The organism is Paraburkholderia sp. BL17N1, assembly GCF_003634175.1.
Classification (GTDB): Bacteria; Pseudomonadota; Gammaproteobacteria; order Burkholderiales; family Burkholderiaceae; genus Paraburkholderia.
The window spans coordinates 477,949-503,407 of the sequence record NZ_RBIW01000003.1; the positions used below are offsets into that span (position 1 = coordinate 477,949).

At 62.5% G+C, this 25,459-nt stretch carries 19 protein-coding genes and 4 pseudogenes; 11 read left to right on the top strand and 12 right to left on the bottom strand.

Features of this window, described 5'->3' with window-relative positions:
• Positions 1-29 precede the first annotated feature (29 nt).
• The 7 genes and pseudogenes from coxB to B0G82_RS38115 all read left to right on the top strand — a co-directional run bounded on the left by coxB (position 30) and on the right by B0G82_RS38115 (position 7,751).
• Positions 30-1,022 (top strand): cytochrome c oxidase subunit II, encoded by a 993-nt coding sequence (gene coxB, locus B0G82_RS38085; RefSeq protein WP_241975123.1) that lies wholly within the window; start codon positions 30-32, stop codon positions 1,020-1,022.
• Positions 1,019-3,661, top strand: a complete 2,643-nt coding sequence (gene ctaD, locus B0G82_RS38090) for a cytochrome c oxidase subunit I (protein WP_121311373.1) — start codon at positions 1,019-1,021, stop codon at positions 3,659-3,661. Before coxB ends, ctaD begins: the two co-directional genes overlap by 4 nt.
• Complete coding sequence (locus B0G82_RS38095; RefSeq protein ID WP_241975124.1) at positions 3,658-4,002, top strand: hypothetical protein; 345 nt, start codon at positions 3,658-3,660, stop codon at positions 4,000-4,002. The genes ctaD and B0G82_RS38095 overlap by 4 nt, the downstream gene beginning before the upstream one ends.
• 44 nt (positions 4,003-4,046) lie before the next feature.
• Positions 4,047-4,961, top strand: a complete 915-nt coding sequence (locus B0G82_RS38100) for a cytochrome c oxidase assembly protein (RefSeq protein ID WP_121311552.1) — start codon at positions 4,047-4,049, stop codon at positions 4,959-4,961.
• 137 nt (positions 4,962-5,098) lie between these two features.
• Positions 5,099-6,376 (top strand): cytochrome c, encoded by a 1,278-nt coding sequence (locus B0G82_RS38105; RefSeq protein WP_199730290.1) that lies wholly within the window; start codon positions 5,099-5,101, stop codon positions 6,374-6,376.
• 63 nt (positions 6,377-6,439) lie between these two features.
• A pseudogene (locus B0G82_RS38110) lies at positions 6,440-7,048 on the top strand (ferritin-like domain-containing protein).
• 160 nt (positions 7,049-7,208) lie between these two features.
• Positions 7,209-7,751, top strand: coding sequence for a DUF4142 domain-containing protein (locus B0G82_RS38115; RefSeq protein WP_121311375.1), 543 nt, complete (start codon positions 7,209-7,211; stop codon positions 7,749-7,751).
• Between the two features lie 68 nt (positions 7,752-7,819).
• Here B0G82_RS38115 and B0G82_RS38120 read toward each other — a convergent pair whose 3' ends face one another.
• On the bottom strand, positions 7,820-8,401 hold the full coding sequence (locus B0G82_RS38120; protein ID WP_121311376.1) for a hemerythrin domain-containing protein: 582 nt from the start codon (positions 8,399-8,401) through the stop codon (positions 7,820-7,822).
• A gap of 91 nt (positions 8,402-8,492) precedes the next feature.
• Positions 8,493-9,023: a nicotinamide-nucleotide amidohydrolase family protein gene (locus B0G82_RS38125; RefSeq protein ID WP_121311554.1), complete on the bottom strand. Its 531-nt coding sequence runs from the start codon at positions 9,021-9,023 to the stop codon at positions 8,493-8,495.
• Positions 9,024-9,284: 261 nt separating this feature from the next.
• On the opposite strand from B0G82_RS38125, the pseudogene B0G82_RS38130 reads away from it, so the two are divergent.
• Both B0G82_RS38130 and B0G82_RS40915 read left to right on the top strand, forming a co-directional pair.
• Positions 9,285-10,127, top strand: a pseudogene (locus B0G82_RS38130) (zinc-binding dehydrogenase); the annotation flags it as partial.
• Positions 10,128-10,322: 195 nt separating this feature from the next.
• A pseudogene (locus B0G82_RS40915) lies at positions 10,323-10,415 on the top strand (alcohol dehydrogenase catalytic domain-containing protein); the annotation flags it as partial.
• 607 nt (positions 10,416-11,022) lie between these two features.
• On the opposite strand, the pseudogene B0G82_RS38145 reads toward B0G82_RS40915, so the two are convergent.
• From B0G82_RS38145 to B0G82_RS38170, 6 genes and pseudogenes are all read right to left on the bottom strand, one after another.
• Positions 11,023-11,416 (bottom strand): annotated as a pseudogene (locus tag B0G82_RS38145) (NUDIX domain-containing protein).
• A gap of 587 nt (positions 11,417-12,003) precedes the next feature.
• Positions 12,004-13,647 carry a GMC family oxidoreductase gene (locus tag B0G82_RS38150; protein ID WP_121311379.1) on the bottom strand — a complete coding sequence of 548 codons (1,644 nt, stop codon included), beginning with the start codon at positions 13,645-13,647 and terminating at the stop codon, positions 12,004-12,006.
• A complete protein-coding gene (locus B0G82_RS38155) occupies positions 13,637-14,302 on the bottom strand; it encodes a gluconate 2-dehydrogenase subunit 3 family protein (protein ID WP_106286248.1) in 666 nt (221 codons plus the stop codon). Before B0G82_RS38155 ends, B0G82_RS38150 begins: the two co-directional genes overlap by 11 nt.
• Positions 14,299-15,282 (bottom strand): hypothetical protein, encoded by a 984-nt coding sequence (locus tag B0G82_RS38160; protein ID WP_121311380.1) that lies wholly within the window; start codon positions 15,280-15,282, stop codon positions 14,299-14,301. The genes B0G82_RS38155 and B0G82_RS38160 overlap by 4 nt, the downstream gene beginning before the upstream one ends.
• Before the next feature lie 13 nt (positions 15,283-15,295).
• A complete protein-coding gene (locus tag B0G82_RS38165; protein WP_121311381.1) occupies positions 15,296-16,420 on the bottom strand; it encodes an enolase C-terminal domain-like protein in 1,125 nt (374 codons plus the stop codon).
• Positions 16,417-18,249: a thiamine pyrophosphate-requiring protein gene (locus tag B0G82_RS38170; RefSeq protein ID WP_121311382.1), complete on the bottom strand. Its 1,833-nt coding sequence runs from the start codon at positions 18,247-18,249 to the stop codon at positions 16,417-16,419. The genes B0G82_RS38165 and B0G82_RS38170 overlap by 4 nt, the downstream gene beginning before the upstream one ends.
• Before the next feature lie 237 nt (positions 18,250-18,486).
• Here B0G82_RS38170 and B0G82_RS38175 point away from each other — a divergent pair, with 237 nt between their 5' ends.
• Together B0G82_RS38175 and B0G82_RS38180 are read left to right on the top strand one after the other, a co-directional pair.
• Complete coding sequence (locus B0G82_RS38175) at positions 18,487-19,485, top strand: SDR family oxidoreductase (RefSeq protein ID WP_121311383.1); 999 nt, start codon at positions 18,487-18,489, stop codon at positions 19,483-19,485.
• 21 nt (positions 19,486-19,506) lie between these two features.
• Positions 19,507-21,294: a glycoside hydrolase family 15 protein gene (locus tag B0G82_RS38180; protein ID WP_121311384.1), complete on the top strand. Its 1,788-nt coding sequence runs from the start codon at positions 19,507-19,509 to the stop codon at positions 21,292-21,294.
• Here B0G82_RS38180 and B0G82_RS38185 read toward each other — a convergent pair.
• The 4 genes from B0G82_RS38185 to B0G82_RS38200 are packed head-to-tail and all read right to left on the bottom strand — an operon-like array spanning position 21,260 to position 25,389.
• Positions 21,260-22,270 carry a UDP-glucuronic acid decarboxylase family protein gene (locus B0G82_RS38185; protein ID WP_121311385.1) on the bottom strand — a complete coding sequence of 337 codons (1,011 nt, stop codon included), beginning with the start codon at positions 22,268-22,270 and terminating at the stop codon, positions 21,260-21,262. The genes B0G82_RS38180 and B0G82_RS38185 overlap by 35 nt on opposite strands.
• Before the next feature lie 38 nt (positions 22,271-22,308).
• Entirely contained in the window at positions 22,309-23,265 is a 957-nt protein-coding gene (locus tag B0G82_RS38190) for a glycosyltransferase family 4 protein (RefSeq protein ID WP_121311386.1), read from the bottom strand.
• On the bottom strand, positions 23,255-24,388 hold the full coding sequence (locus B0G82_RS38195) for a glycosyltransferase family 9 protein (RefSeq protein ID WP_121311387.1): 1,134 nt from the start codon (positions 24,386-24,388) through the stop codon (positions 23,255-23,257). Before B0G82_RS38195 ends, B0G82_RS38190 begins: the two co-directional genes overlap by 11 nt.
• Positions 24,385-25,389: a glycosyltransferase gene (locus B0G82_RS38200; RefSeq protein ID WP_277872821.1), complete on the bottom strand. Its 1,005-nt coding sequence runs from the start codon at positions 25,387-25,389 to the stop codon at positions 24,385-24,387. Before B0G82_RS38200 ends, B0G82_RS38195 begins: the two co-directional genes overlap by 4 nt.
• Positions 25,390-25,459: the final 70 nt, after the last annotated feature.

Genomic DNA, 25,459 nt, shown 5'->3' on the forward strand with positions numbered 1-25,459 from the left:
CCGTTGGCATCTCGGCCGCAGTGCCGAACGTGGCCGGAGCCAGTGTCCCTGTGCAGCAAAGTGCCACGCAACCCGCCGGCGTGCAGGGGCAGCACATCGCTCAACTGTGGAATCTTTCGCTGGTCGTCTGCGGGGTCGTATTTGCTCTGGTGCTTCTCGCGACACTTGTTGCGTTGATCCGCAATCCTGACCGGGACGGGCAAGGACCGCCCATGCGGGCCCCTGACCTGGCTTCGCTCACGCAGCCGGAAGTCCGTACGCGACGCCTCGTCATTGGTGTGAGCATGTTGTCGGTCATCGTCCTTGTTGGACTCATCGTCGCAGACGTGCTCACGGATCGCGCGCTGTCGATGCTGCCCGTGGACAAGCCCGTACGGATTGAGATGGTGGGAGCGCAATGGTGGTGGCAGGTCTCGTACCCAGCCGGAGCCGGACAGCCGGGTTTTGTCACTGCAAACGAGCTGCACGTGCCGGTTGGGCGTCCCGTCATCGTCTCATTGCAGGCAAGCGACGTGATCCATAGTTTCTGGGTGCCGAGCTTGCATGGCAAGAAGGATATGCTTCCGGGCATCGACACCACCATCGAATTTCGCGCTGACCGGGAAGGCGTGTACCGCGGTCAGTGTGCGGAGTTCTGCGGCGCCGAGCATGCGCTCATGGCCATGCTCGTCGTTGCCGACCCGCCCGAGCGCTACGCGGCTTGGGTCGCACAGCAGTCCCAGCCTGCCGCCCGGACAACGGACACCGTAGCACTGCATGGCCGCGACACCTTCGAACGGGCGAGTTGTGGAAATTGCCATACCGTTCGCGGCACTGGCGCATCCGGCACGAACGGTCCAGACCTGACTCACCTGATGAGTAGAAGGACGATTGCCGCGGGCGTTCTGACCAATACGCCGCAAAATCTTGCCGCGTGGATACGCAATCCGGATGCACAGAAACCAGGTACGACAATGCCGGCGGTGCCGCTTTCTGAACCTGACCGCCTCGCGGTCGTCCGATGGCTTGCGACCCTCCAATGAGCACCAAAGAAACACACCATGACCCCGAGGCCCGCTGGCAGGTGAAAGACGGCCCGGACGCGGTTGAAGGCGCGCCCGCCGCGCTTGCACAAACCTGGCGCGATCCGCGCGGCGTGGCCGGATGGTTTAGCGCGATCGACCATAAGAGCATCGCACGGCGTTTCATGGTCACCACATTTGTCTTCTTCCTGGTGGCGGGGTTGATGGCGCTCATCATGCGCGCACAGCTGGCGCGCCCAGCGAGCCGCCTCGTCGGCCCGGATATGTACGACCAGCTCTTTACGATTCACGGCACCGCAATGATGTTCCTGTTCGCCGTGCCGGTAATGCAGGCGGTGGCGATGTACCTGATTCCGCTGCTAATCGGTGCACGCAGCGTTGCGTTCCCGCGCATGAACGCCTACGCCTACTGGATGTTTCTCTTTGGTGGCGTCACCTTGTTCGTCGCATTCGGGCTCGGTGCCGGACCGCGCTCGGGATGGTTCAGTTACGTGCCGCTCGCAGGCCCGGACTACGCAACCGGCAAGGGCAGCGATATCTGGGCGCAGATGATCACGTTTACCGAACTGTCCTCGCTGCTCGTTGCAATCGTGCTGATCACGACGATCCTGAAAATGCGTGCACCGGGCATGTCGCTCAATCGCTTGCCGCTTTTCGCGTGGGCCACGCTCGTTACGCAGTTCATGGTGCTTTTCGCGATGCCGGCGGTGATGCTGGCAAGCACCGCGCTGATTCTCGACCGCCTCGTCGGCACGCAGTTCTACAATCCGGCGCTCGGTGGCGACGTCCTGTTGTGGCAGCACCTGTTCTGGTTCTTCGGCCATCCCGAGGTCTACCTGATTTTCATACCGGCACTTGGTTTCATGTCGTCGATCATCGAGACGTTCGCGCGCCGTCCGATCTTCGGCTATTCTGCGATGGTCCTATCCCTGATCGCGACGGCGTTCCTCGCGTTTGGACTGTGGGTTCACCACATGTTCGCGACGGCCGTTCCCGACCTTGGCAAGACCTTCTTCACGGCGGCAAGCGTGCTGATCGCGGTGCCGTCGGGCGTTCAGATCTATTGCTGGCTGGCTACGCTGCTCACGGGGCGGCTGCACTTGAAACCGCCACTCCTGTTCGTTCTCGCATTCTTTTTTATTCTCGTGCTCGGCGGGCTGACAGGCATCATGCTCGGCGCGGTGCCACTCGATCTGCAGGTGCACGATACGTATTTTGTCGTGGCCCACCTGCATTACGTCCTGCTCGGCGGCGCCGTATTCCCGCTATTCGGCGCTTTCCACTACTGGTTTCCGAAATTCACTGGCCGCATGCTCGGGGAACGGCTGGCGCGCTGGCAATTCTGGCTGTTCTTCAGCGGCTTCAATGTCACGTTTTTCCCGATGCATCTGCTCGGTTTGCACGGCATGCCTCGTCGCGTGTGGACCTATCCGGAAGGTATGGGGTGGGACGGCATGAACCTGATCGCGACCGTCGGGGCATACACGATTGCGCTAAGCGTCCTGCTTTTCATTGTGAACGTGGCCACGAGCCTGCGTCGCGGCGCGCGCGCCGGGAATAATCCGTGGGGAGCGGGCACGCTCGAGTGGAGTGTGCCGAGTGCACCGCCGCCGCATAACTTCGACGCGCTGCCCGTGGTGCGCGGTCGCGCGCCGCTGTGGGAGGGGTACAGTGGGCGGGGCGGCGTGGCCGGGCTCGCAGTCCATGCGCGTGAAGTGCTGACCACTACCGCGTTGGACGCGGTGCCGGACACGCGGCCTCTTTTCCCGGGCCCGTCGATCTGGCCTTTCCTGAGTGCGGTCGCTACGACGGTGTTTTTTATCGGCTCGATATTTACGCCGTCCGCCGTGTGGTGGGGAACGGTGCCGGTCGCGGTGACGATGATCGTCTGGTTCTGGCCCAGCCGGCGGGAGAATCGCGTTGCGCGTGCGCTCGAACGCTGGCCCGAACCTGGTCCCGAGCACAAAGCGACACGACAAACGCGCCCTGCGAACGCGCGCAACAGTACGTCGGAACGCGGCAGCAGGCGGGAGCGCAAAGCGGTCGAAGTGGTCGACGTGCGAGCACTCCCCAGCTTCGGCTTCAGTCATCGCAGCCTGATGTGGTGGGCCACTGCGGGGCTAATGCTGATTGAAGGCACCGTCTTTGCCATGGCAATCGGCATGTACTTCTATCTGCGTACGGTGAACGCGGCATGGCCTCTGCACGCGCCGCCCCCTTCGCTTACGTGGGGGACAATCAACACCGCACTGCTTGTCGCGAGCCTTTGGCCGAACCAGCTTGCGAAAAATGCGGCGCAACAGGGGCAGCGTGAGAAAGCGCGCTCGTGGCTGCTTGTCTGTCTAGCGTTCGCGCTCGCGTTTCTCGTCGTGCGGGGATTCGAGTTTTCCGCGCTGAACGTCATCTGGTACGCCAATGCGTACGGGTCGATTGTCTGGGTTCTGCTCGGGTTGCACACCACACACCTGATTACCGACACCGTTGACACAGCCGTGCTCACCGCGCTGCTCTACACGGGCCCGTTCGAAAAACGCAGGCTGCTCGACACGAGCGAGAACGCGGTCTACTGGTATTTCGTCGTGCTGACTTGGCTACCCATTTACGCAGTCATTTATCTCGTGCCACGGGTGCATATATGAAACGCGCCGACATGTCGGTCTGGCCAGGGCTGCTGGCGGCGCCAGTGGCGGTGGTCGGCGCGCAGAGCATCAACTACGCTCTCGTACAGGAGGCTTGCAGGACCGGCAGCCACGTGGCGCTTGACGCGGTGAGCGCGGCCGGCTTCCTTTTCTGCGTTGCCGCAGCGTGGCTCGCCTATCGCCGTTGGCGCACCGCTGCAAGCGTGCCCGCCGCGAATTATGTCTCGCATGGCGCTCGTCGGCCGTTTTTCGCGCTCATGGCGATGGTCGTGGCCGCGCTGTGCGCGCTGATCCAGTTGATGATGTGGTTTCCACAATGGCTCCTGTCACCCTGTCGATGAGAACGGCGCTTCGCACGGCATGCCGCATCGCCGCGCCTGCCGCCATGCTGCTGCTACACCCTTCGCCGACGTGGGCGCATGTGCTTACCGACGCGGAGAAAGCCGCGCCATCGTTCGGCTGGTCCTTCGACGCGTGGGTTGCCGTGCTCCTGTTTCTCAGTACGGCCGCCTACGCGAGCGGCTATCTTCGATTGTTGCGGCGCGGTTCGCGGCGCAGTCGCTCGCGGCGGACCTGGCACGCCGGCGCATTCGCGACCGGGACGCTCGCCCTGATATTCGCGTTGTGCTCCCCGCTCGACACGCTTTCTGCAGCGCTTTTTTCCGCGCACATGGTGCAGCATGAAACGATGATGCTGATTGCCGCACCGCTTCTCGTGCTCGGGCGCCCGCTCGGTGTCTGGATCTGGTCTCTGCCGCGAGCGGGACGCCGCTGGATTGGGCGGTCGGTGCTGGCACCCACGTTCGCGCGCGTCTGGCGCCGCATCACATCACCGCTTGCGGGATGGATCCTGCATGCCGCCGCGCTGTGGGGCTGGCATGCACCGGCGCTGTTCGAGGCTGCTCTCGCGCATCTGTGGATACATACGCTGCAGCATACGAGCTTCATGCTGAGCGCGCTGGTTTTCTGGTGGACCGTATTCGGCGAAGGCGTGTCCCGTCGATCGGGCGGCCATGCAATGCTGTCCGTCTTCACGACCATGGTCCATACCAGCGCGCTCGGCGCGTTGATCGCGCTCGCGCCGGGCCTGTGGTATCCGTCTTACGTCGAGCCCACCAGTGCGCTGGGCTTCGATCCGTTACACGACCAGCAGGCGGGTGGGCTCATCATGTGGGTGCCGGGCGCGGCGGCTTATCTGATTGGCGGCCTGACGATTGGGATGCGATGGCTGCGAGGCTATGAGCCGCCACGAGCCCGCGCGGAATCCGCGGCGGCCTCGCCGGAGGAGAGCGTGCAATGAGCGCACTACGTACATTGCGCAGACGTGCGGCAAGCCGGTCGTCGTTGATGCTGGGCGTCATACCGTTCATGCTGGCAGTCGTTTGGCCAGCTTCGGCACTGCGCGACGTGTACGGTGAGGAAGCGTCAGCCGCGCGCATGACCGGCGCGGCAGGTAAGGGTGCGGCCTCCGGCCTCGCGGCCGCTTTGCCGACGCTCGCAATGACACAGCCCGACGCTGCGATGCTCGCCCGCGGAGCGTATATCGCCAAAGCCGGCGATTGCGCGGGTTGCCACACCGCGACCCAAGGCGGTGCGCCGTACGCGGGCGGCCTCGGCATCAGTTCGCCATTTGGCACCATCGAGTCGACCAACATCACGCCCGACCCCCGTTTCGGAATCGGCGCATACAGTTACGACGACTTTTCGCGCGTCTTGCGCAAAGGCATTGCACGCGGCGGCAAGCGGCTCTATCCGGCCATGCCGTACACGGCCTACGCGAAGATGGACGAAGCCGATCTGCGGGCACTCTACGCGTTCATGATGCACGGCGTTGCGCCGGTGCCGAAGCCCAACATCAAGTCAGATGTCTCCTTTCCATTCAACCAGCGTTGGGGCCTGTGGATCTGGCAGATGGCCTTCGTGCCTGGCAAGCCTTATGAGCCGCGTGCCGCCCATGACGCACAGTGGAATCGCGGAGCCTATCTGGTGCAATCCCTCGGACATTGCGGCAGTTGTCACACGCCGCGCGGCGCGGGGTACCAGGAAAGCGGGACCGACGAATCGTCGGCAAATTTTCTGACCGGCAGCGTCAATGACCATTGGTTCGCGCCGAATCTTACGGGCGACCGCGGCTCAGGCCTCGGTCGCTGGCAGGCGAACGAAATTGCCGCGTTTCTGAAGACGGGACACGCTGGCGGTAACGTCGCCTACGGCAGCATGGTCCAGCAAATCGAGGACAGTTCGCAATATCTCACGGACGACGACCTGCTCGCCATCGGCCGCTATCTCAAGTCATTGCCGCCGCGCGGGGCGTCGGGTACTTACGCGCCGCAGGAGGACGCTGCGCGCAAACCAATCAACGGCAGCCGGGTGCTGGACACGCTATCGGTGGGCTTCAATATTTATCGATCGTTTTGCGCGCAGTGTCATGGCGCGGCGGGCGAGGGGTTGCGCAACGCTTTTCCCGCTCTTGCGGGCAATTCGTCAGTGCTCGCGGAGGACACGACGTCGCTGATTCGCCTCATGGTGGAAGGTGGCAATAGCCCTTCGACGCTGACCGGGCCGCGGCGCCAGCAGATGCCGCGTTTCGCCGGGACGCTGGCCGACGTGCAGATCGCCCAGGTGCTGACTTACATTCGCGGCGCGTGGGGCAACAACGCACAGCAGATCACTGCGAACGACGTCAGTTCGCTGCGGGACAAACTGCACAAATAGCGTTCTGCAAAGGGGGATGGGCATTGAATCGCCGCCCTCTTTTGCGGCCAGCGGGCACTGCCGTTGCGCCGTGACAGGCTCCGCTCACCGTATGAGGAGTGCACCGTCGCACAGCGCAAGACCATCGATGATCTGTTTGTCCACATACTTTCCGATATCTATAGTGCGGAAAAGCAGTTGACCAATGCCCTGGCTAAGCTGTCAAGCGCCGCTTCCGATCCGCAACTGGCGAAGCGCTCAAGCTTCACCTTGAAGAAACGCAAGGGCGGGTGGAACGGATCGATCAGGTTGTCGAGACGTGCAACATCCGTTTGAAGCGAATGAAGTGCGTGGCAATGGAAGGATTGATCGAGGAAGGTCAGGAACTGATCGACGAGATCGAGAAAGGGCCGGTCCTGGACGCGGGGCTCGTGGCCGCGGCGCAGAAGGTCGAGCATTACGAAATCGCTGCATACGGCAGTCTTTGCGCTATCGGTAAGCAACTTCGTTTCGCCGAGGGGGTGAAGCTGCTCGAGGCAACGCTCGAGGAAGAAAAGGCGACTGATTCTGAAGTTGAGTGAGTTTGCCGAAAGGGCGGGTAACGCGAATGCCTCGCAGCAGGACGGCGAAGATGAAACCACACGAAAGAGCAGCAGTAAGTCGAAGGCTGGCCACGCGAAAGCTGAGGCCTGAACGAGCGTAGAGCGACCTCGGACTGCGGAGCGCGCGAGTGCTCCGCGGCCACTGATACCCTTTGCAAAATTCCAGCGATTCACGCACAGCGGTTCAGGGTATGTGGCTTGCTGCGACGATGCCGAGTCGTCCGTCATCCTGAACACATCAAGAGGGTTCCATGAAAAAAGCATTTGTTGTCACATTCACTTCCAGTATTCTCTGCCTCGCGGGTCCTGCCGCTTTGGCCCAGACGCAAGCCGCATCGACCACCGCCGCTAATCAGCTGCCGCAGGTGGACAAGGATTTCGTGCAGGCCGCGACAATGTCTTCGTCAACCGAGATTGACGCTTCAAAGCTCGCGACCAGCACGTCGACCGATAAAGACGTGAAGTCGTTTGCTCATCATATGATGATGGACCACACCAAGCTGACACTTCAGTTAAAGATGGCGGCGCCGCATGGTGTAGAAGTTCCCAAGGACAATTCCGATACGGCGGTGCTGGACTCCCTGAAGCCGCTGAAAGGCAAAGCTTTCGACCAGGCGTACATCCAGAAGGTGGGCCTCCAGGGGCACAAGGCGGCGATAGCGGCGTTCGAGAAGGAAGCCGAGCAAGGGCAGAACGCGGACCTCAAGGCAGCTGCGCAGAAGGCCTTGCCGACCATCAAGGAGCATTACAAAATGGCGCAGGATCTGGCCGCGAAGAAAGGTGTATCCGAGTAACCGGACGCTTCTGTGGCGAGCCTTCTGAGTGGGGCGCGGGCGGAGGTGCACGCGCCCCACCATGGTGTCTACCGGACCGATCGCGCGCTACTGCGCAAACAGCGCGAGCCCATCAAAATCAGCAAGGCGCCCATGCCGAGCGTTGCCAATGGAAAGGTCCCGGCAGTGTTGATGGCAATTTCGCCAGGGCGCTGCGCAAGCAACCGCATCCGCCGCCGCGTCATGCCAGCCCCCAGAGTACGCAGTTCGCTCTTAAGCGCCCGCTCGGCAGCGGGTAGCAACACGGCTTCTTCGTCAGCGACGTGATGAATAACTTCACGCATCAATTGAAAAAACGAGTTGTCGTAGGCTGAGTCATCGGGGTTCATCTCTCGAAGTTTGCGGATCATTTTCCGCATTTTGTCGTGTTCAGGCTGGCTCTTGCGCAGCGTATCGTCGTCTGGCAAAACGCGGGCAATGGCGGGATAAAAGATTTCTTCTTCGAGTTGCGCATGAATCTCCAACGCGGCGCAGGTCGAAGAGACGATAGCGCGCTTGCGCCAGCCCAGACTATCCGGATGGTACCGATGAAATGCCGCAAGGGCATGCATATGGTCCAGGCGAATCATGGAGGTGATGGTGGGCGACATTGAGAGGTTATCTGATGGCATGTTTTTCCAGATCAAGGTGAGAGTGCATTGCCGGACGGCCCGCTTGTCGACGGCGAAGGCCGCGAATGCCCCCCGGAAAAGGGCTTGCTGATCAACACGATCCCTCCGGATGCCGACCTCGGCTTACGAGCGGAAGCTGGTTGAAATAATGTTCAATACGTGACAGCGCATAGAGTGCGGCGGCTGAGCGAACGTCGTTGCGCTCGCCGCGAAACCGGCGGGTTTCTGAAAAGGTCACGAGAGCTTCTTCGCGCGTGCGGAATGACCAGGCAAAACATTGCGTGCCCGCAGGCGGATCGCCTTCAGGAACCTCGTCGGCCACGCCCGTGTTCGACACCGCTACATCTGCGCAGCAACCTTCCTGGCAAAGCGCACCTTCTGCCATTTCTTTTGCAACTTCCTCGCTGGTCAGCCCGTAGTCACGGATCGTAGTTGCTTTTACACCGAGGAATCCGACCTTGCCCGAAGGGGAGTAGCTGATGAACCCCACATCCAGACAGGAGCCGCTGCCGGGCACCCTTGCGAGATACGACGCAATTTGACCTGCCGTGCAGGATTCAGCAGTCGCGAGTCTGAGGCCACGCGACGACAGGAACGATACGGCTGATTCCGGAATTTTCATCGTGCCCCCGACCATTGTCTCCACACGCGTCTTAGCGCAATTTGCGGACCACCTACCAAAGCAAAGGCAGCAGACTTTCTTTGATTCTGTGGCTGCCAGGCATAGCGCATGCGTCAACGATAGACAGGGTTCGGCGAGGGGAAGCAGGATCAGGCGGCGGATCACTCGGCGCCCCATGCATGCGCTTCACGAGATTCGCCTCTCTCGCACATTATTGCCGGTTCTACGGAAGCTGCTTATGCGTAGCTTGCGGGCATGGGGAACAAGGAGAAAGCCGATAAGGTCTTCGGTTATACCACCGCCGGACTTTTTGGCTACTCACATCTGACCGGAGGCTATCCCGGCGGCCAGGCGGAATATGTTCGCGTTCCGATGGCAGACACTACACACGTCAAGATTCCGGAGGGACTCACCGACGAGCAGGTCCTGTTTCTCGGTGACATTTTCCTAACTGGGTGGCAGGCCGCGCTGAACTGCGATATCCAGCCTGACGACACCGTTGCCATCTGGGGAGCGGGACCGGTCGGGCAGATGGCGATTCGTAGCGCGATCCTGCTAGGTGCGAAGCAGGTGGTCGTGATCGACCGTGTGCCTGAGCGGCTCGCCATGGCGCAAGCGACCGGGGCAGTCACGATCAACTTCGATCAGGGAAGCGTCCTTGATCGCCTCAAGGACCTCACGCAGGGAAAAGGTGCGGAAAAGTGCATCGACGCGGTCGGCATGGAATCGCACGCTACGCGCTCGTTCGACGCCGTGTACGACAGGGTCAAGCAAGCGGTGATGCTGGAGACCGATCGCCCGCATGTGCTGCGTGAAATGATTTACGTGTGCCGCCCGGCAGGCACGCTCTCGGTGCCGGGCGTGTATGGCGGACTGATCGACAAGATCCTGTTCGGCGCATCGATGAACAAGGGGCTGACCTGGAAGATGGGGCAGACCCACGTCAACCGATGGACCGATGACCTGCTCAAACGCATACAGGAAGGTCAGATCGATCCTTCTTTTGTCGTTACTTACACAGTGTCGCTGGAAGATGGTCCTGGCATGTACCAGACATTCCGCGACAAGGAGGACGGTTGCATCAAGGTGGTACTCAAACCGTAGCGCGAGCGGACAGCAGGCGCGATCGAGGGGCGATGTAATGCGACCGGAACCCGCGCGCTGAACGAGACGATTGAATTGAATCGACGAAATAGCGATTCAAGTTCAAAGCAAAAGTCCACGCATTGCAGGAATACCGCTTGCAGCGCCATCCGTCATGCAACGGACGCACCGCGCGCGACGCTTACGCAGCGTGCCGGGCACGAAGGTGTCGGCGTGGTCGAAAAGATCGGTGAGCACGTGCGCGATTTGAAAGCCGGCGACCGCGTCGTCATTCCGTCGACAGTGGCATACGGCTATCGCTGTGGCGATTTGCAACGCGTTCAAGATCGCGTCCGGGGTCGAACATCCGCGCCAGTTTTACGGGCTGCCTAATGGTGACATCCTTGTGGGGGTCGGGCGCGCATGCGCCTGTCGTGACCGGCTTCGTGCAATGGCGCAACGCCCGTACCTCTGCGAGGCATGCCCAATGCTCACTTATCGGGCGACGCCGTGCGCACGTTCCTTACTTACCAAGGCAGGCCTGCGGCTATACCGAACAGGAGCTAATGCCATGAACCGCGGACTGAATTACGCCGCCGCCGTCCTTTGTATTGCCGCCATGGCAGCAGCCGGAGCAGGCTGCAAACGTGCAGGTAACGAGAGCGGTAAGGTTTCTTCAATGGATGCCGCCAGCAGCGGCGTGATAAGCAACTCCGCGGCGGCGAACGGCACGGATAGTAGCGACGCCGCGAAACGTGCGAACGCTTCCGCCGGTTCGGCGGCAAGCAGCGTTGGCCCTGCCGGCAGCGAGGCGACGATGAATCAGTCGCCGAACGCGCAGCCCTCCAGTTCGCAATAGCGCTGCGCCGGCTCTGTGCTTCAGGTTGCCAGGTGGCGCGTGGCGTCCAGGTGCCGCTCACTTGAGCGCCGGGTGGGCGCAGCGCCGAATGAAGAGCGCCACGATTTCGCGAGTCGGAACGCTCGCCGGCAAAGTCGCAATCTTTCGAGGGGTGAACCATCCACACGCCGCAATTTCATTGCTGGCGCGGGCTGGCACATCCGGCGCCAAATTCGGCGAGAAAAACATAATGCCGTTTGGCGAGCCCGCCGAACTGAAACAGATAGTCGAGACTCAGCGGGCTAATCGACGTCTCTTCCACCAATTCCCGACGGCACGCTTCGGCCGGGGTCTCGGACACGGTTCGCTTGCCGCCGGGCAATGACCACCTGGTCACTCGTGAGGAGTGCTCCCGAGCGACGAGTAGTATGCGCCCGTCACGAATGCATATGGCGGTCGATCTGTCTTCCATGGCTTCTCGTATTTGGGTCCGCTGTACATGAATGGCCACGTAGTTCCATAGCGAGCCAGGACTTCTCTGTCCGCCGGTCGCGCGATGCAGTCGGCAGGCGGCTGGATGCGAAAAAAATGCCCACCTCGCTGGGTGGGCGGCGCGCATGCGAACCACGCAAATCCGGTGCGGTAGAACCTGCGCACCGTCCCCAACTTTTAAGCTCGTTTCGAAAGTCCCGCCTGCCAGGCCGAGTTGCCGCGCCAGGCAATCAGTGATTCAAAGCAGACCGAACGACTTGCGATTAACTGCCTGTCCGCAACCGCTGTTCCCGGCACCCGCCAAATGTCTGATTGGATTCGGAACGCTACGATTGAAGACCGGAAATACCGGTTGCATGAGCGGATACGTACTGTCCCATCTGCAAAGCAGGCCGAATCATATGTAAACCGATCCCACTATCGTGAACTGGTTGTCGGTGTCGGACATGTATCAACTCCCCGTCTCGGCGGGTGGCTGCTGTGGGCGTCGCGAAGCGACGCACGCATCACACCGGCAATCGAGCAACGGGTATTCCTGGCGTAAACCAGCGCGCCGTCGGCCACTTCCTACAGTTCGCCGCGCGCAGCGAGTTCGACGATACGGTCGGCGGTCCGGCAGGCTATGGCCTGGATTGTCAGCGAAGGATTCACGCCGCCCACGGTCGGAAACACTGAACCGTCGCAGACCCACAAGTTCGGGATATCCCAACTGCGGCAGTCGGCGTTGACCACGCTCGTCGACGGATGCGCGCCCATGCACGCCGTGCCGTTGAGGTGGCACGTGTCGTCGGTTTCGCGCCAGATGTCGATGCCGCCAGCTGCCGCGAGCGCCTGTTCCATGAAGTTCAGCGAGTGCGTGATCAGCCGCTTGTCGTTGTCGCACATCGAATACGTTACGCGCGCGACGGGCAGACCGTACTGGTCTTTCTCATCGGCGAGCGTTACGCGGTTGCGTTCCTGCGGCAACATCTCGCCGACTATCTTCAGACCGGCCTGATGGTTATACTTTTGCATCTCGCGGGTCAGTGCATCGCCCCACAAACCGCGCCCGTTCTGCACGCTCGCCCAGGCAACAGGCAGCGGCCCCTGGCTCATATACGAGTAACCGCCGAAGAAGTCTTTACCCGTGTCCTTGTAGTTCCAGTGTTCGGTAATGGCGAGCGAAGGCGGTCCCTTGTACCAGCGGATTTCTTCGTCGAAGGTGCCGTAGACGGCCTGATTCGACTGCGCCATCAGGTTCTTGCCGACAAGCCCCGAGCTATTCGCGAGACCGTCCGGATAGCGTCCGTTCGCCGACATCAGCAACAGGCGCGGTGTTTCGATCGCGTAGCCCGCCACCACCACGTTTTTCGCGCGCTGGAATTGCCAGCGTCCTTCGCGCAGATATTCCACGCCGGTAACAAGGCCTGCGTCGTTGGTGGCAATTCGACCCACCATTGCCAGATCGCGTATCTCGGCGCCGGCGTTCACCGCGCGTGGAATCCACGTGACGAGCGCGCTTTGCTTGGCATTGGTCGCGCATCCCGACGTGCAGAATCCGCGATAGACGCAGGGATGGGCCTTCCCACGCGGCGCGGATAGTGTTGCGAGCGGCGTCGCGGTCCAGTCGATACCCAGCGCCTGCGCGCCGCGCGCGAGCACGAGCGCCGCGGCATTCAGTTCGTGCGCGCGATACGGATAGCGCGGGCGCTTCGGTCCCCACGGGTAGTTGACCGGCCCGGAAATCTTCAATGCGTCTTCGACCTGTGTGTAATAGCGCCACATCTCCTGCCAGTCGAGCGGCCAGTCGGCGCCATAACCGAGCACGCTGCGCGACTTGAACCACTCCGGTCGAAAGCGCAGCGACACCATTGCAAAGTGCACCGTGCTGCCGCCAACCGCTTTGCCGCTGTTGTTATTGCCGAGCTTGAGCGGGTTTTCGCCGTCGCAGATGCGCTCGTCGGTCCAGTAGAGCTTGGACTGGTGGTGTTCGTCAGAGGCGAATTCTTCGAGTGGGCGCCACCACGCGCCGGCATCGAATGCGACGACGCTAAAGCCCTGTTCCGCCAGCCGGCAGGCGAGCGCGCCGCCGCCCGCGCCGGTGCCGACAATCGCGAAATCGACTTCCTCGCCGTTCGGATATTCGCGCATGGGTATCCAGCCGCCGCGCTCGAACACATCGGGAGCGCGCCCGTTCGTGCCACGTGGATGATGTTGCGCTTCATCGAGCACGCTGGTTCTCCTTACGGGCTTTGTCCGTGTCGCCGGGTTTGGCCTCGGCGGCCTCCCACGGGTCGCGGCGGTCGTAGTAAAGGCGCACGTAGCCCCGCGGATTCGCCGGCCCGCCAAAGCCCATTTCGCTCCACGCGTGGGGGTGTGCGTAGTACATGCCGCAGATATCGTGCAGCAGACGTTCGGCGAAGAACACGGCGGCGGGCATGCCGTTCCACGCGTCGCCGGTCAGCTCGCCGCGTTGCATCGAGTCGAGCAGTGCGTGCTGACCCGGCTTGTCGAGGCTGCCGAACGGCAGACCGTGACGCGCGCGGCTTTCCACATCGAGCGCGGCAAGGCCCGTGCGCCACGCCTGCTGCAGCGGCGGCAGACGTGCGTCGCGATACCCGTCGCCGGTATTTTGCGCGAGCTTTGCATCGAGCAGCTGCGCAAGCGGCACCACCGGCTGCGCATTCGCCTGCGGCACGATGCACGCGCACACGGCGCACACCGCCAGCCATTCGACGGCGTTAAAGAAATGCGGCTCGGCGGGCGTGGCGAGCCGCTGCGCGATCACTGCGCGAGTGGCCTCGTCCCACGACGGCGTGTCGCGTTTGTCGAGCACGTCGTAGCCCGGATAGCGGGTGGCTCTCTTCGCGTGCCTGGTATCGTTCATGTTTCGCTCTCCCTCAAACGCAAAGCGGCGAGACCGGCCAGTGCCAAGGCCGAGAAGCTGGGTGGCGCGGGCAACGGCGGTCCGCTGAAGATGTTCTGGCTCCAGTTGCGCCAGCCGCCTTGCCGGCGCGCGATGCCGCGCGCGTGAAAGCCCGCGCCGACGAAACCGAGCGCCGTGGTAGCGCGCAACCAGAAGCGTGTGAACCAGCGCTCGCGCGGCACGGCGAGCGCGGCCTGGGCAAGCAGCACGGCGGCGAGTGGCGGCACCGAGACGGGTGCATACATTGCGCGATGCTGGAACGCGCCGCGAAAATGCAGCAGCGCGGCCTCACCCGCTGTGCCGATCAACCCCGCGCTGACCAGCAGACCAAGCGCGCGCCCGGCCGGCATGCCGAACAATTGCGGATCGTGCGTCGGCTCGTCGCGCAGTTGTTCCGCCACCGCGCCCAGCGCGCCGGAGAGCAACAGCGCCATTGGCGCACCTAGCGGCGCGGCATGAAAGAGGTTGTTCCAGCTCCAGCCGCCGGGCCGCTTCGTGACGTTGTACAGATGGAAACCGGTACCTGCTATGCCCGCGGCGGCGGCCGCCAGATAGATGGCATGACGCACCTGATGAGTCTGCTGCCGGTGATCGCGGCCGCCATGCAGACCGGCCAGCAAGGACAGCGTGCCGGAGACGAGCGGCGTGAACATCGCCGGATTGTCGAACGATCCGCGATAGTGCTCCATGGCGCTGTCGGCGAGCACCGAGAGCGCGAGCAGCGCGGAACTGTGATTGAAACGCTGAGCAGCGGCGATATGCGCTCGAACACGCGGTGTCCGCAGCGCGGGCGATCGGACGGGTCTCGCGAACGCGTCCCTGATTGCACCGATCTCCTGCGTGCCAGCCGTTTCGTGCTTCGCCGGACGCAACGCCAGCGCCGCCACGGCGGTCACGCCGGCGACCGCGTACAGCAGGCCCGGAAGTCGTTGAGAGGTCATGCGTCGTTCCCCGCTATTTGATCTGGTACGAGGTTGCATCGCGGAGTTTGAACTCGAGGCCGCAACCGGGGCGCGTCAGGTCCGGCGCGATCGCACCGTTCGCCGCGCGCGGTGCGCCGTCGAACAGCAGCGATTCGATCCGCACGTGATCGTGAAACCACTCCTGATGACGCAGACGCGGCACCGCGCACGCAACGTGCAGATGCAGCGCAGGCGCGCAGTGCGCCGACAGCGGCACATGAAACGCGTCGCAAAGCGCCGCAGCCTGCATGAAGCCGGTGATCCCGCCGCAACGGCTCACGTCGGCCTGCAGGACATCCACGGCTTGCGAGCTGAGCAGATGCCGGAAATCGTCGAGCGTGTAGCCGTATTCGCCGGCGGCGATCTCCATGCCGGGCGGCGCGTGTTCGCGCACGAAGCGCAGACCAGATCGGTCGTCCGAGGAAACCGGTTCTTCGAACCATTGCACCTGCTGGTCGATACAGCGCCGCGCCCAAAGCAAAGCGGTTTGCGGCGTGAACGCGCCGTTGGCGTCGACGAACAGGCCGGCATCGCCGATCGCCGCGCGCGCTGTTTGCACGCGCGCGGGGTCTTTATCCGGCTCGCTGCCGATCTTGATCTTCACCCAGCGGCAGCCGTCGCGCTCCACCCAGCCGCCTAGCTGCTCGCGTATCTGCTTATCGCTGTAGGTCGTGAAGCCGCCGCTGCCGTATATCGGCACCGACTCGCGCGCGGCGCCGAGCAGGCGCACGAGCGGCACGTCGAGCAGTTTCGCCTTGAGGTCCCACAGTGCGCAGTCCACCGCAGAGATAGCCGTGGCGGCGAGACCCGAGCGGCCGAGGTTGCGCACCTGGCGCTGCATGCGGTCCCAGATCGCGCGGATGTCCCACGCGTCGCGCTGCAAGATGCATTCGCCGAGCGTGTCGCAAATCAGGCCGGTCACACTTTTATCGCTATACGTATAGCCGATTCCGCTTTGGCCGGCCGCATCCACTTCCACGACGACAAGTGTGGTCGCGTTCCATTCGAACGTGCCGTCGGCTTCCGGCGCATCGGTCGGAATACGGTAAGCATGCGCGCGCACGGCGGTAATCGGCGCATGCAGCGCGCCCGTCTGCGGTGGGGCGCGCCTGGTCATTTGCCGTGATGACCGGGCAACACGGCGCCGAGCACCTGCTTCGCCGTTTCCACGATCACGTTGCCTTCGTTCGGATCGCCCTTCATCAGCGTCGAGGCAAATGCCTTGGCCTGCCCGAGCGTGATATGCGGTGGCAACGGTGCGATGTTTGGATCGGCCTTGACTTCGATCACGACGGGGCGGTCCGAGGCCAGCGCCTGGTCCCATGCGGCGCCCATCTGTTCTTCGTTGTCGACGTAGATGCCTTTCAGGCCGATTAACTCCGCGAACTTGTGATACGGCACCGACGGAATATCCTGCGACGCCTCGTATTTCGGGTCGCCTTCCATGACACGCTGCTCCCAGGTGACCTGATTGAGATCGCAGTTGTTCAGCACCATGCAGATCCAGCGTGGATCGGCCCAGTCTTTCCAGTACTTCGATACGGTGATCAGCTCCGCCATGTTGTTCATCTGCATCGCGCCGTCGCCGACCAGCGCGATCACCGGACGCTCGGAAAACGCAAATTTGGCGGCAATAGCATATGGAACGGCCGCACCCATCGATGCGAGTCCACCCGACAGCGAGCACATCATGCCGCGCTGCACCTTGAGGTCGCGCGCGTACCAGTTCGCGCAGGAACCCGAATCGCTCGTGACAATGGCGTTCGCGGGAATGCGTTTGGACAGTTCCCAAACGGTGCGCTGCGGATTGACTGCGTCTTTGCCCGCCACGTGTGCGCGCTTATCGAGCGTTTTCCACCAGTCGGCGGTCCAGCCTTCAATCTTCTTACGCCACGTGCGATCCTTCTTTTCTTCGAGCAGCGGCAGCAGCGCGCGGAGCGTTTCCGCACTGTCGCCGACGAGATTCACTTCCATCGGATAGCGCAGGCTCAGCATGTCGGCCTTCACATCGATCTGCACGCCCCGCGCTTCGCCTTCTTTTGGCAAGAACTCCGAGTAGGGGAAACCCGAGCCGATCATCAGCAGTGTGTCGCATTCCATCATGAGGTCGTAACTCGGCTTGGTGCCGAGCAGACCGATCGAGCCGGTGACCCACGGCAGATCGTCGGGCAGCACGGCCTTGCCGAGCAACGCCTTGGCGACACCCGCTCCGAGTTTTTCGGCGACGGCGATGACTTCGTCCGTGGCATGAAGCGCGCCCGCTCCGACGAGTATCGCCACCTTCTTGCCAGCGTTGAGCACGTTCGCGGCTTGCTGTAGATCGTCCGGGAAAGGCACGATGCGCGGCGCGCGATAGCCAACGCCCGAATGAAGCGTGCCGTGTTTGCGCGCGGGCGCTTCATAAGGGGCGTCCTGCAAGTCGTTAGGCAGGATCATCGCTGTTACTTTGCGTTCCGAAAGCGCGGTGCGCACGGCGCGGTCCACGATATGACGCACCTGCGCGGGCACCGAAGCCTGTTCGACGAATGCGCCGGCGACGTCCTTGAACAACGAAAGCAGGTCGAGTTCCTGCTGATAGTGACCGCCCAGCGCAGCCCGTGCCTGCTGGCCCGCAATGGCGAGCACCGGCATATGATCCATTCGTGCGTCATAAAGTCCGGTAATCAGATGCGACGCACCTGGACCTGAGGTGGCAATGCACACGCCCAGCTCGCCAGTGAATTTTGCATGCGCGGATGCCATGAAGGCTGCCATTTCTTCATGGCGGACCTGAATGAATTCGATGGGCTGCGTCGGATTGCCCGACTTCGATTTTTTCGCCTCTGATTGTGCGCGGTTGAGTGCGCCGAATACGCCGTTGATGCCGTCGCCGGGATAGCCATAAATGCGACGGACGCCCCACGCATGCAATCGTTCAATGATGAAATCGCCGACAGTTTGTGCCATGGACTGCTCCTGAAAAAGTCCTCTTTGCAGTGTCCAGCCGCAAACGCCGTACCGCTGTCTTTCAGTCGGTAATGCTGAACTGCTCCTCGCTCTTCTCCTATAAGCCAGCGTTATCAACGTGAGCGAGACGCGAACGGATAGCCGAGCGAGGTCCGCTTATTGCTGACGCCTCGGAAGTGGAGCAGGTCTTCAACGCGTGTGGAGTTGCTCGCACGCTGAACCGATGGAGATAACGGCATGAGCAAGGTCGCGGTCATTACCGGCGCTAGCGCGGGCGTCGGGCGAGCCGCTGTCGAGGAATTTGCGCGGCATGGATACGATGTGGGGCTCCTCGCGCGCGATGCCGCCCGTCTGGAACGCGCCGCCGCCGAACTGCAAACGGCCTATGGCGTGCGTGCGCTCGACATTCCCACTGACGTGGCCGATTCGGCAGCAGTGGCGTCTGCGGCTGCCCGCGTCGAACAGGAACTCGGACCGATCGACGTGTGGGTCAACGTTGCGATGGCGACGGTCTTTGCACCGGTGTCGGCGCTCACCGCGCGAGAGTTCGAACGCGGCACACAGGTCACGTATCTGGGCCAGGTGCATGGCACGATGGCGGCGCTCGCGCGCATGCGCACTCGAAATCGCGGCACCATTGTGAATGTCGGCTCCGCGCTCGGTTACCGATCCGTGCCGCTCCAGTCCATTTACTGCGGTGCGAAATTCGCCGTGCGTGGCTTTACCGACGCGTTGCGCTCCGAAATCATCCACGACCGGCTGAACGTTCATCTGACCATGGTCGATTTGCCCGCCGTCAATACGCCGCAATTCGACTGGGCGCTCAACAAGATGGGACGAAAAGCCCAGCCCGTTGCGCCGATTTTCCAGCCGGAAGTGGCGGCGCGCGCGATCTTCTTCGCGGCGACGCATCGCCGCAGGCAAGTCTGGGTAGGGTTCTCCACGGTCAAGGCGATTCTTGCGAACCGGATTGCGCCGGGATGGATCGACAAATATCTGGCGAAGGCAGGCTACGACGGCCAGCTTACCGATGAGCTGTTGGAACCGGATACGCCGGGCAATCTGTTCGATCCGATACCGGGCGCTTACGGCGCACATGGCCGCTTCGACAGTCAGTCGAGAGCAACCAGTTGGGAAATGCTGACGAGTCGGCATCGCAACGCCTTCTGGGCGCTGGCCGGCATCGGTGTCGTGAGTGGCCTGAGTTTCCTGGCGAGCAGAAAGAGAAGAACATGAAACCTTTGCAAGGCGGGAAATGTGAGCCGGCCGATTGAAGATTATGCACTGCTGGGCGATGGCGACACAGCCGCATTGCTGAGCAGGGACGGCACTATCGACTGGCTCTGCTGGCCGCGGTTTGACGGCGACGCCTGCTTTGCCTCCCTGCTCGGCAAGGAAGAACACGGGCAATGGTCTCTCGCGCCGGCTCAGGCGCCCGGCGCGGTGCTGGCGCGCAGTCGTCGGTATCAGGACGACACGCTTGTCATGGAAACCGACTTGTGCACGGCGAGCGGCGAAGTGCGAATCATCGATTTCATGCCTGTAAATAAGGCGTTTTCTTCGATCGTACGCATCGTCGTTGGGCTGAGTGGGAGCGTGGCCATGCGCAGTTGCGTGCGCTTGCGCTTCGACTACGGCGCGCTTGCGCCGTGGCTCGAAATGTCCGGCGACGATGTCATCGCCAAGGTCGGGCCCGATCTGGTGGTTTTGCGCGCGCCCGTAAAGCTTCGCATAGAAGGAGAGTCGGTCGAGGCGCGATTCAACGTAACGGCAGAGCAGCGCATAGCGTTCGTCATGAGCTACGGGCAATCGCACGAGCCGCTTCCAGCATCGATCGACGCGGAAGCGGCGCTCACTTCGACGCAACATTTCTGGCGCGACTGGATCGGCCGCTTCGACGACGGCAAGACGCACTGGCCGCGTCAGGTTCGCCGCTCGCTGATCACGTTGAAGGCTCTGATTCATCGGCACAGCGGTGCGCTCGTTGCCGCGCCGACCACCTCGTTGCCCGAAGCGCCCGGCGGCGAGATGAACTGGGACTACCGTTACTGCTGGCTGCGCGATGCGAGTTTCACGATGACCGCGTTGCTCAACGCCGGCTATCACGAAGAGGCGCAGGACTGGCGGGACTGGCTGTTACGCGCGATTGCGGGCTCGCCGGACAAAATGCGGATCATGTATCGGGTGGATGGCGGACGCCGTTTGCCGGAACGGAGCGTGAACTCGTTGCCCGGTTACCGTTTCGCCACGCCGGTGCGTATCGGCAATGCCGCTTCCAGCCAGCATCAGCTAGACGTGTACGGCGAGGTAATCGAGTGTCTCGATCTGGCTAGTCGCGGCGGGCTTGCACCGTGTGAGCAGGAATTCGTCGTGGAGTACAAGCTGATCGAGCACGTCGAATCGATCTGGCAGAACGCGGGCTCGGGCATGTGGGAGTCGCGCACAAAACCACGCCATTACACGTATTCGAAGGTGCTGGCATGGGTCGCCCTCGACCGCTTTGTCAAACGCCACGAAACGCGAAGCGTGGTGAGCACGGCCATGGTGGAACGGATCAGCGCATTGCGCGACGCCGTGCACGAGGAAATCTGCCGCGAGGCATGGAACGCGGGCCTGGGCACCTTCACCCAGCACTATGGAACCCATGCAATCGATGCAAGCATATTGCTGCTGCCGCTGGTCGGCTTTCTTCCCGTCGACGACCCGCGCATGGCGTCCACTATCGCCACCATCGAGCGCGAGTTGAGCGAGGGTGGCCTGATTCGCCGTAAGAAGCCCGTGACCGACGGACCGAACGAGGGCGTGTTCCTCGCATGCTCGTGCTGGATGGCGGAGTGCATGCAATTGCAAGGCCGCCAGCAGGATGCGCGGGCGCAGTTCGAACGGGTACTCGCTGTTGCCAACGACCTCGGCCTGCTCGCGGAAGAGTACGACGTACCGGGCCGCCACCTCGCAGGCAACTTCCCGCAGGCGCTCAGCCACCTTGCTCTCGTCAACGCGGCTCTTGCACTCAGTGGTCCGACGCTAAGGCGTGGCGATTACTAGCGTGTCCGAGTAAGGGCGCGGCGCCGGCTTCGATACGCGCGCGGAAATAGCGTGCGGTCAGCGCGAGGCCGTCGTCCAGCGACGTGCGTGGCTGCCAGCCGAGCAACTCGCGGGCACGTGTGATATCAGGCTGTCGATGCGACGGGTCGTCGGCGGGAAGAGGCCGCATTTCGAGCGGCGAATTTGAAGCAGTGATCGCCACGATGCGCTGCGCGATCTCGCGCATGCTGACTTCATGAGGATTGCCGAGGTTCACGGGTGCGTCGAGATCCTCTTCCGTGTTCATCAAGCGGATAAAGGCGTCGATCATGTCGTCCACGTAACAGAAAGAGCGCGTCTGCGAGCCGTCGCCGTAAAGCGTGATCGGTTCGCCCCGCAAGGCTTGCATCATGAAATTGGAGATCACGCGGCCATCGGCCGGATGCGTGCGTGGTCCGTACGTGTTGAAAATGCGCGCGATGCGGACCGACAGACCATGCTGGCGCCTGTAGTCCATGAACAGCGTCTCCGCACAACGTTTGCCTTCGTCGTAGCAGGAGCGCGGGCCGATCGGGTTAACATGACCCCAGTAGCCTTCGGGCTGTGGGTGCACGCGTGCATCGCCGTAGACTTCGCTCGTCGATGCCTGGAAGATTTTCGCCTTCACGCGTTTGGCGAGGCCGAGCAGATTGATCGCGCCGTGTACGCTGGTCTTCGTGGTCTGCACCGGATCGTGCTGGTAGTGAATCGGCGAAGCAGGGCACGCGAGGTTATAAATCTCATCGACTTCCACATAGAGCGGGAACGTCACGTCGTGGCGCATCAATTCGAAATTGGCGCAGTCGAGCAGATGCGCGATATTGTCCTTCATTCCAGTGTAGAAGTTGTCGACGCACAGCACATCGTGGCCTTGCGTCACGAGCCGTTCACACAAATGCGAGCCGAGAAATCCGGCGCCACCGGTAACCAGAATCCGCTTGCGGGTCAATTCTTTCATAATGCGTGGTCCTTGCTTGAAGTGCGGTGGACGGCGAATCAAGCGGTTACCTGTAAGAGCGTGTCGTGCCAGTCCTGCGCGAAACGGTCGATATGAAAGCGCTCCAGTGCGGTGCGCCGCGCGCCTTCGCCAAGCCGCCGTGCTTCGGCGGGATTGCGCAGCAGCGAGGTCATGATATCCACCAGCGCGTCGACGTCGGTGTGAATAAAGCCGTTTTCGCCATTGCGTATCACCGTGGCGAGTTCGGTGGTGGCGAGACCGATAATGGGCATGCCGATCGTCATCGCCTCCACGATGGCAAGGCCAAGACTGGTCCAGCGAATCGGATTGAAGAAAAAACGGTAGCGCGCGCTGAATGCCGCCAGATCGAGATTGCCGATCTCGCCGATTCCACCCAGCCGCTCTGCGTCCATGCCCACGAGATCGAGCGGGACACGCGTACGCGCCTCGGTGAAAACGTCCGCGCCGAGCCGGCGCCCGCGCTGGGCGAGATGATTGACCACGACAATGCCGCGTTCGAGTTCGCCGTTGTAACGCACGTTATGGGGAACGACGACACCGTGCTCGATAACACGCGTGGGCGTAACGCCCGAGTCCCACATGAGCCGGTTGAAGTGCGTGACGTGAACCAGCAAAGTGTGAGGATCCTCGACCCAGTGCATTTGCTGGAAAGGGATCTCCTGCGGTGGATCGTGCTCGATATAGACGCGCGGCAGGCGCTGCTGCGCCGGGCTCAACAACTGCTCCCTGTCGGTTTCCCAATGGCTTTTGTGCTGATACAGCACCACGTCGAACTGCGCGTTGGCCACTTCGTCGGCACTGATCTCATGCACGTTGTCGTCCCACGGCAGTACGCCGACTTTGCCCGCGTAACCGGGCGGATTACCTGGCTTCGTTACGACATAAAAGTCGTGCGGCGTCTGGGTCAGGTAGTAAAGGTAGTTGCCGTGGACGTGCCACGTCAGAACGCGTAGCCGACGGCAGTTACGCGGCATGATGAATTTCCTCTGTGAGTCCGCCGTCTCCGTGCAACGCGTTGGGCGCACCCGGTTCGGCGCCCGGCGCGAGCGCGAGTTGGACGCGCGCGGTTTGCACGACCTGTTCGACGCTGATGTTCAAAGCGCACGGATGACCGTACGGGCATTCGCGAAACATGCAGGGGCGGCATGGCGGATAGTCGGCGAGTACGCGGTGCTGCGCGTGATCCGACGGCGCCCAGCGGCGCGTGTCGCTGCCCGACGCAATCACTACCGAAGCCGTCTTGAGCGCCGCGGCGATGTGGGAAATGCCGGTGTCGTTGCATACCACGAGGCGCGCCTGCGCGACCAGCGCCGCCAGTCCGCCGAGCGAGGTGGCGCCCGCCAGATGCAACGCCGGCGAAGTCATCGCGCCCAGCACCGCACTGGTCAGCGGCGCCTCGGCGGCCGTTCCGGTGATGGCGATCTGCCAGCCGTCGGCGGCTAGGTTGTCGGCGACGGCGGCGAAGCGTTCCGCCGGCCAGCGGCGCGAGGGCAACTGCGCGCCGGGGTGAACCAGCACGAGGCGCGTTGGTTCCACGCCGTGTGTCGCGGCGAGCGTGGCATATTCGTCGCGGTCCCGGTGGTTCAACGGAAACGCCAGCCGGCGCTCGCTTCCTGGCGCGCCCAGGGCTTCCATTAGCGCGAGATAGCGTTCGACTTCGGGCAGGTCGTCGGGCCAGCCGATGAAACATCCGGACCGTTCCACTTCATCGGGTTGCACGAAGCCTGCTTGAGCCGTCGCGCCAAATTCGCGCAGCAGGTCGTTGGCGACACCACCGCTGCCATGCAACTGAATCGCGAGGTCGAATCGCCGGGCGCGCATCTGTGCGAAAAAGTCCGGCAGACCGGCGTCTGTCTCCGGCTGTTCCGGAAAGCCCATTGCGCCAGGAAACACGATCAGTTCATCGACGAGCTCCACATAGCGCTCGACGAACGTTTGTGCCCATGGCAAGCCGATCAGCGCAATATGTGCGTGCGGCACCGCGCGGCGTAAGGCGCGCAACGCGGGGACGGCGCAAAGCATGTCACCGAGTTGCAGTGCGCGAAACACGACGATGCGGCGCGGCGCGAGCGCGCCCAGAAACGTGGGTGGATTCATGGAAAGAACACCTTGAAGCGGCAGGCGCCATAGAGCCGCCAGTAGATCGACAGAAATGGAATCGGAATCGACGTCCACGCCATTTCGAGAATGTGCCGCCAACTTCGATCGCGTCCGCGCAAACGCATCGCGCAGAAGTAACCGGTCAACCCAAGCCATACGATCAGCGCGACGAGCGCGACAGCATCGCGGCCCGTTAGCACGGCAACGCATGCAGTTAACACCGCGCAGAGGATTGCGTAGTACAACAGCGGCGGCGTCGCGCGAATGCGCGTTCTGAATAGCTGCGGATGCTTCTTGTAAAGCAATGCGTCGAACTGACTTTTCTTTTGCTGCGAAATGCTCAGGCCCCAACGTGCAGGGCGTACCGGATGCACGACCAGCGCGTTGGCCGCCTTCACGATCTCGCCGCCCGCCTGCAACAGCATGAATTGCAGGTCGGAGTCTTCACGCCACGCGGACGTGAAGCGTTCGTCAAATCCGCCGGTCAGCACGAGATACTCGCGCGCCACGAAAGCGTTCGCTGTGGCGAACTCCGCGCGTTCGAGGCCGCTGGCGTCGGCTTCGTAGTCGGTCGGCAGGTCGGGCAAGGGCACGACGATTTTTCCCGATGCGGCTGCAGCGCCGTTTCCGAGCGCCGCGATGCCTGCGGTGAGCCAGTTCGGGTCCGGCAGGGTGTCGTCGTCGGTGAAGGCAATCAACGGCGAGCGTGCCCGCCGCCATCCGGCGTTACGTGCGCCGGCCGGGCCTTGAGTGCGTGTGACCGGCACGTAGTGCACCGCGAGTCCTCGCTCGGCCTGTGTCGCGGCGAAGCGCGCGACGCAAGCGTGCGTGGCGTCGTCGGGACCGTCGTCGCAGACAAAGATTTCGTACTGGTCCGCCGGGAGATTCTGCTTGCAGAGTGCGTCGAGGCACGTTGCGAGCATGTCGGGACGACGGTACGTCGGCACGACCACAGAGACGCGCCTTTGCGGCAAACTGCGCAACTTGCTCCGCGACACTAGCCGAAGCCGCTCCGCTCCCACCTGGCGAGGCGGCGCGCCAGGCGCCGTATTCCGCCGAACCGGCAGT

Coding starts and splice junctions, on each gene's coding strand:
- ctaD (WP_121311373.1), top strand. CDS start 1,019: ATGAGCACCAAAGAAACACACCATGACCCCGAGGCCCGCTGGCAGGTG.
- B0G82_RS38160 (WP_121311380.1), bottom strand. CDS start 15,282: ATGACCTCTCAACGACTTCCGGGCCTGCTGTACGCGGTCGCCGGCGTG.
- B0G82_RS38155 (WP_106286248.1), bottom strand. CDS start 14,302: ATGAACGATACCAGGCACGCGAAGAGAGCCACCCGCTATCCGGGCTAC.
- B0G82_RS38120 (WP_121311376.1), bottom strand. CDS start 8,401: ATGCCATCAGATAACCTCTCAATGTCGCCCACCATCACCTCCATGATT.
- B0G82_RS38170 (WP_121311382.1), bottom strand. CDS start 18,249: ATGGCACAAACTGTCGGCGATTTCATCATTGAACGATTGCATGCGTGG.
- B0G82_RS38100 (WP_121311552.1), top strand. CDS start 4,047: ATGCTGCTGCTACACCCTTCGCCGACGTGGGCGCATGTGCTTACCGAC.
- B0G82_RS38125 (WP_121311554.1), bottom strand. CDS start 9,023: ATGAAAATTCCGGAATCAGCCGTATCGTTCCTGTCGTCGCGTGGCCTC.
- B0G82_RS38195 (WP_121311387.1), bottom strand. CDS start 24,388: ATGAATCCACCCACGTTTCTGGGCGCGCTCGCGCCGCGCCGCATCGTC.
- B0G82_RS38105 (WP_199730290.1), top strand. CDS start 5,099: ATGACCGGCGCGGCAGGTAAGGGTGCGGCCTCCGGCCTCGCGGCCGCT.
- B0G82_RS38185 (WP_121311385.1), bottom strand. CDS start 22,270: ATGAAAGAATTGACCCGCAAGCGGATTCTGGTTACCGGTGGCGCCGGA.
- B0G82_RS38175 (WP_121311383.1), top strand. CDS start 18,487: ATGAGCAAGGTCGCGGTCATTACCGGCGCTAGCGCGGGCGTCGGGCGA.
- B0G82_RS38115 (WP_121311375.1), top strand. CDS start 7,209: ATGAAAAAAGCATTTGTTGTCACATTCACTTCCAGTATTCTCTGCCTC.
- B0G82_RS38165 (WP_121311381.1), bottom strand. CDS start 16,420: ATGACCAGGCGCGCCCCACCGCAGACGGGCGCGCTGCATGCGCCGATT.
- B0G82_RS38190 (WP_121311386.1), bottom strand. CDS start 23,265: ATGCCGCGTAACTGCCGTCGGCTACGCGTTCTGACGTGGCACGTCCAC.
- B0G82_RS38095 (WP_241975124.1), top strand. CDS start 3,658: ATGAAACGCGCCGACATGTCGGTCTGGCCAGGGCTGCTGGCGGCGCCA.